6 protein-coding genes are annotated in these 5635 nt (G+C 60.1%); all 6 read left to right on the forward strand.

The features are described 5' to 3' along the window. A partial coding sequence (gene lgt / locus ACWI8T_RS07760; RefSeq protein WP_449138525.1) for a prolipoprotein diacylglyceryl transferase occupies positions 1–581 on the forward strand: 581 nt, incomplete at its 5' end. 164 nt (positions 582–745) lie between these two features. Continuing rightward, positions 746–1126 carry a desulfoferrodoxin family protein gene (locus ACWI8T_RS07765; protein ID WP_114615132.1) on the forward strand — a complete coding sequence of 127 codons (381 nt, stop codon included), beginning with the start codon at positions 746–748 and terminating at the stop codon, positions 1124–1126. Between the two features lie 121 nt (positions 1127–1247). Beyond that, positions 1248–1478 carry a NifU family protein gene (locus tag ACWI8T_RS07770; protein ID WP_114615131.1) on the forward strand — a complete coding sequence of 77 codons (231 nt, stop codon included), beginning with the start codon at positions 1248–1250 and terminating at the stop codon, positions 1476–1478. 257 nt (positions 1479–1735) lie between these two features. Further along, the gene (locus tag ACWI8T_RS07775; RefSeq protein ID WP_244595010.1) at positions 1736–2095 is read left to right on the forward strand and encodes a hypothetical protein; all 360 of its coding nucleotides are present in this window, start codon (positions 1736–1738) and stop codon (positions 2093–2095) included. Positions 2096–2098: 3 nt separating this feature from the next. Then, the gene (locus ACWI8T_RS07780; RefSeq protein WP_417759332.1) at positions 2099–3694 is read left to right on the forward strand and encodes an aminoacetone oxidase family FAD-binding enzyme; all 1596 of its coding nucleotides are present in this window, start codon (positions 2099–2101) and stop codon (positions 3692–3694) included. A 3-nt stretch (positions 3695–3697) separates the two neighbouring features. After that, entirely contained in the window at positions 3698–5449 is a 1752-nt protein-coding gene (locus ACWI8T_RS07785; RefSeq protein WP_417754142.1) for an NAD(P)/FAD-dependent oxidoreductase, read from the forward strand. Positions 5450–5635: the final 186 nt, after the last annotated feature.

Below are 5635 nucleotides of genomic sequence, written 5' to 3' on the forward strand. Positions count from 1 at the left end.
CCGAGAAAATTCTTGCGTTCAACGAGGGCGGCATGAGTTTCCACGGGGGGCTTGTGGGCGTGATCATTGGCGGCGTTATCGCGGCGAAAATCACGAAGATCCCGTTTCTCACGTTGGCCGATATGGGTGTTGTCGGCGTGCCTATCGGCCTGTTCTTCGGCCGCTGCGCGAACTTCATCAACGGTGAGCTGTGGGGCGCTCCCACCGATATGCCATGGGGCGTGGTGTTTGGAGGCGCTGCGGGCACGATGCCGCGCCATCCCTCGCAGTTGTACGAAGCACTGCTTGAGGGCGTAGTGCTCTTTATTATTCTGTTCGCGCTCTCGCGTAAAACTCCGGCGCGTCCGCGTGGAACCTTCTTCGGAACGTTTTTACTGTTCTATGGCTTGTTCCGCTTCACGATCGAGTTCATTCGCCAGCCCGATGCCCAAATTGGCTATCTTTTGGGAACCCAATGGTTCACTATGGGGCAAGCGCTTTCCATTCCGCTTATGGTTGCGGGCGTTGTTTTTCTTATATATGCGTGGAAAACGAAGAAACCCCAGATGGGCCTTCCTGATTCTAAGATAAGCCAGTCTTAGGACGTTTCCTGTTTTCGGCTACGACAAGGCGTCAAAAAACAGCGGTGCGAAACCAGGTTGGCAACGGTTTGCTCCAGCCATGCCCCAAGGATGCATAATGGAGGTGTTGAAGCTGCCTTTGCGGTAGCGCGACGCGGAATCCGTTTACGGGAAAAGGGGGAGTCATGGACATCAAACTGTACAAATGCGCTCACTGCGGAAACATCGCGATTAAGGTCGTCGATTCCGGCGTGCCCCTGGTGTGCTGCGGCGAGCCGATGGAAGAGCTCGTTGCAGGCGCTGTCGACGGCGCATTCGAGAAGCACGTGCCTGCCGTCGCGATCGATGGATCGACCGTCAAGGTGCAGGTGGGCGAAGTCGAGCACCCGATGATGGATGCCCATTACATTCAGCTCATTGTGCTTGTGACCGAAAAAGGGTACCAGGTCGCGCCTCTCACGCCGGCCGATAAGCCTGTGGCAACGTTTGCGCTTGCCGAAGGGGATGCGCCTGTCAAAGTCTACGAGCATTGCAACCTTCATGGCCTTTGGGTGAAAGAGCTTTAGCGGGCCGAGCGTCCATGGCGCCACGGGAAGAAAAGCGAACGAAAAGAGGTTTCGTCGCAAGGCCCTTGACGTCTTACGATACAATGGCGCAGACAAGAACATTCGATGTGAGGAGCTTACTATGGCTATCGATAAAGACCAAGTCAGCCGCGTGCTCGATCTTATTCGCCCGGCGCTTCAGGCCGACGGCGGCGACGTTCAGCTGGTCGACGTTGACGAAGAGGGCGTTGTCACCGTTCAGCTGCATGGCGCATGCAACGGTTGCCCCATGAGTCAGATGACGCTCGCCAATGGCGTTGAGCGCATTCTGAAAGAGCACATCCCGGGCATCACCAAGGTCGTGTCTGCCTAGTTTGGTTTCGCCGTTCTGTCGAACGGCGAAAGTCGCCGACGCTGCAAACGGCCCTGACGGCCGGCTTGACTTTCAATCGTCGCTCGCGTACCGAAGTACGCGTCGCTCCTTTTTCAAGCCAATCCGACTCGCCAGGGCCGTTCTCGCTGACATTTATTGGGAATGTGCCGCTTTGTAAGAAGATAAGGTCACCGTATGGTGGCCTTCCGCTGTTTTTAGGGGGCTTGTGGGCATCTGCGCGGGCGGCATCTGGGAAAATGGCTGCAGAAGACGTGGTGGCGTGTGCCGCCGGCTTGAAGAAGGGGGCCGAAATGGCGTTGCATTGTTGGGAAACGCGCGGTTGCGACGAGGAAATGGCAAGCCGCTGCCCGCATAATATCCCAGGCGAGCGTTGTCCGGGCGACTGCAAGTTCGCGGTGTGCGATCGTCCCACCCATGAAACCGCGTGGGGGCTCGATATGCTCGAAAATCCCGATGTCGATCGCGAAGTCGTGGTGAAGGAATTCTGCCTGACGTGCAAGTTCTTCATCGCGCATGGCCCAAAGGTCGGCTCTCCCGAATCAATCAAGGCGCGCGAGATCGTCGATGCGCGCCCCTATGCCGTGAAGCGAGGTTAGCGTATGCCAAAGGTGGCAATTATCGGCGGTGGCGCGGCGGGCATGGCGTGCGCTATCGCGGCGGCTCGAGAAGGGGCTGAAGCCCATGTGTATGAACGAGCCGATCGCGTTGGCAAGAAGCTGCTCGTGACAGGCAACGGCCGTTGCAACATGAGCAACACTGACATCATGAGCTCCGATTACAACGATCCCGAATTCGTGCAGGAAGCAATGAATGTGTTGCCGCCCGAATCGGTTATGGCTTTCTTCGAAGATTTGGGCGTGCTCGCGTTCGAGGAAGACGAAGGCCGCATTTACCCTTACAGCAACAAGGCCGCGACGGTTCTTGATATGCTGCGTTTGGGCATGAAGGAAGCTGGCGTTGTCGAGCATTGTGATCGCGAGGTTCGCGCGGTAGCGCCTCTTTCGCGCGGCGGTTGGGCGGTTGCTTTTGCCGACGATGCCGTTGAGGGCTTTGATGCGGTTGTGTGCGCTGTGGGCGGCAATCCCTCGCGCGCGCTTCTGCCGAGCGATATTGCGTTCCACGCATGCACGCCTGTGCTTGCGGCGCTGAAGACCGACACGACGAACATCAAGGCGCTTTCCGGCATTCGCGTTCGCGCGCGCGTGTATCTCGATGAAGAGCCCGAAGATTTGCGCGACGCCTGGCTCGATGTGGTCGACCCTGAATTCGAGGCGAGCTATCAGGGCCCCGAAGAGCGCGGCGAAGTGCTGTTCCGCGATTGGGGCATCTCCGGCATTGCCGTGTTCGATATGTCTCGTTATGTCGAGCCCGGTCAAATGGTATTTCTCGACCTTCTGCCCGATATGGAGCCGCAAGACAAGGTCGATTTCATTTGGGAGCAGTCCATGGCGCATCCGAGCCGTACCGCTGCCGAAGTGATGAGCGGCCTTTTGCCCTCTCGCGTGGCGCGCGCCGTGGTGGTTGCGGGCGGCTTGAATCCCGACGAGCCTATTATCGCCGAGCAGGAGGCTGTGGTTTTGGCCATGGTTTCTGAGTCGTTCGGGCTTTCCGTGCGCGGCATTGCCGACCCGAAGCAGGCGCAGGTCACGCGCGGCGGTTTCGCGACGGAATGCTTCGACGCGCATACCTTTGAATGTCGCGAGCACGCCGGCCTTTTCGCGTGCGGCGAGGCGCTTGACGTTGATGGTCGCTGCGGCGGCTACAACCTGCATTGGGCTTGGACGAGCGGCCTGCTTGCGGGCGCTTCCGCGGCCCATGTCGAAGATGCCCCCGAGGGTTCTTTCGAGGGGCTTTCGCTGGGCTCGGTCGAAGGTTTGGCGCAACGCGCTCGTCGCTCAACGCTTTCGGGCCATGAAGGCGGTCGCGGCCAGCGCTCGTGCGGCAAAGGCGGCTCTCGTGTTGCCGGCAAACGCGGCGACGGCGCGCGCGGCGGCGAAAAGGGGCGCGATGGGGCGTCCCGCGGCCAGGCGAGCGGTCGAGGCGCCGATGCGCGCGACCAGCGTGGCAAAGGCCAGAACAGTGGCCAGCGCGGCAAGGGTGGCCAGCGAAGCAATGCTGGCGCCACTCGTTCCAATGGCGGCAACAATGGCGGGAAAGGGCCCAACGGGCGCCCGAAGCTGAATCTAGGAAGGTAATCGATGCTCGAAGCAAGCAATGTGTACCTGCCGCTCGACGCGGCGCTTCCAAGCTGTGCCGGCATGGCTCAGGCGGAGCTTGCCCATGCGTTGGGCATTCGCTATGCAGATATCACTTCGTGGAAGTTCTCGAAACTTTCGGTTGATGCGCGTCGTAAAAACGACGTCCATTTCACGGCGTCGTTTGTTTTTGAAGTGGCCGACCAGGAAATCGAAGAAGCCTTGGCAGGCAAGCGAACAAAAACGAAAATCCAGGTCAAGCGCCATGTTCCCTATGAGGGCTATCGCGTTGGCGAATGGCTTGGAGGTGACGCTCGTCCCATCGTGGTGGGCATGGGCCCTGCGGGCCTGTTCGCGGCGTGGGCTCTTGCGAAGTCGGGCGCGGCGCCCATCGTGCTCGAGCGCGGTGAAGACGTCGATGCGCGCATGGCTTCCGTCAATTCCTTCAAAGAAGGCGGCGCTTTGAACCCTGAATCGAACGTGCAGTTCGGCGAGGGTGGCGCGGGCACGTTTTCCGACGGCAAGCTCACCACGAACATCAAGAATCCTCGTTGCCGCGACGTGCTGCATATTTTCGCGCAGGCGGGCGCCCCTGAAGAGATTCTTTGGGAAGGCAAGCCGCACATTGGTACCGACAAACTCGTGAATGTCGTGAAAACCATGCGCGAGCAAATTATCGCTTGGGGTGGTGAGGTGCGTTTCGGTGCGCGTTTTGAAGGCATGGAATTCGAGGACGGCCGCATTGTGGCGGTGCGGGGCTCCCAGCGCCAAGAAGACGGAACGCGTGAGAAATTCGTTCTGCCGGCAAGCGATGTGGTTCTCGCGTGCGGCCATTCGGCGCGTGACGTGTTCGATCGCGTACGCAATGCGGGCTTGCTCATGGAGCGCAAGCCGTTTGCGGTGGGTGTGCGCATCGAGCATCCCCAGAAGCTCATCGATAAGGCGCAATACGGCAATGCGGCGGGCCATCCGGCGCTTGGCGCGGCCGACTACAAAATGGCGGTGCATTTGCGCAACGACCGCAGCGTGTACACGTTCTGCATGTGCCCGGGCGGCGAGGTAATGTGCTCGGCGTCTGAGCTGGGTGGCGTTGTGGTGAACGGCGCGAGCCGCCATGCTCGCAACGGGCGCAACGCGAATGCGGCATTGCTCGTGAACGTCGAAGACCGCGACTTGCGTGGCGATGACGTGTTGGCAGGTGTGAAGCTTCAGCGTCGCATGGAAACGGCAGCATATCGAGCGGCCGGCGAAAGCTACAAGGCGCCGGCTCAGCGCGTGGGCGATTTCATGGCTTCGGCAGGGAAGTTCAACCGCAGCCAGAGCGAGCATCGCTCGAGGCTCGAGGTCGAACCTACGTATGCTCGAGGTGTTGAGTGGGTCGATTTGAATCAGGTGCTGCCGCCCTTCGTGGCGCGCTCGCTGCATGCGGCGATTCCCTTGTTCAATGGGCGTATTCGCGGCTTCAGCGACCCGAATGCCGTGCTTACGGGCGTTGAAACGCGCAGTTCGAGCCCCGTTCGCATCGTGCGCGACAAAGCGACGTGCCAGGCGCTGTTCTCGCAAACGACCGATTGCGGCTTGAAGATCGCCGACGAGTCGGCTGGAGTTGCGGCGGCTTCTCGCACGGCGGAAGGCGAGCCCATCGCGGGCGGCTTTTACCCATGCGGCGAGGGCGCGGGCTATGCAGGCGGCATTATGAGCGCTGCGGTCGATGGCCTTCGCGTGGCGGAAGCGATTATCGCTTCGTACGAATAAAGAAACGAAACGGACGGCTCGCAAAGGCCGTCCGTTCTCTTTCTACGCCAAATCGTTCGCGTCTCCCCGCCCGCCCTGAGAGGCCTTTCGGGGGCACGCTCGGCTACCGCTCGCGATGCTCTCTATGCGCCTCACTGGCGGTGTTTCATATTGAAATGAAGATCATATTTGAACACCGACGCTCCC

Source organism: Slackia sp. (assembly GCF_977041755.1).

Bases quoted from the DNA above. Each gene is read 5' to 3' on its own strand.
- ACWI8T_RS07765 (WP_114615132.1), top strand. From the start codon at position 746: ATGGACATCAAACTGTACAAATGCGCTCACTGCGGAAACATCGCGATT.
- ACWI8T_RS07770 (WP_114615131.1), top strand. From the start codon at position 1,248: ATGGCTATCGATAAAGACCAAGTCAGCCGCGTGCTCGATCTTATTCGC.
- ACWI8T_RS07775 (WP_244595010.1), top strand. From the start codon at position 1,736: ATGGCTGCAGAAGACGTGGTGGCGTGTGCCGCCGGCTTGAAGAAGGGG.
- ACWI8T_RS07780 (WP_417759332.1), top strand. From the start codon at position 2,099: ATGCCAAAGGTGGCAATTATCGGCGGTGGCGCGGCGGGCATGGCGTGC.
- ACWI8T_RS07785 (WP_417754142.1), top strand. From the start codon at position 3,698: ATGCTCGAAGCAAGCAATGTGTACCTGCCGCTCGACGCGGCGCTTCCA.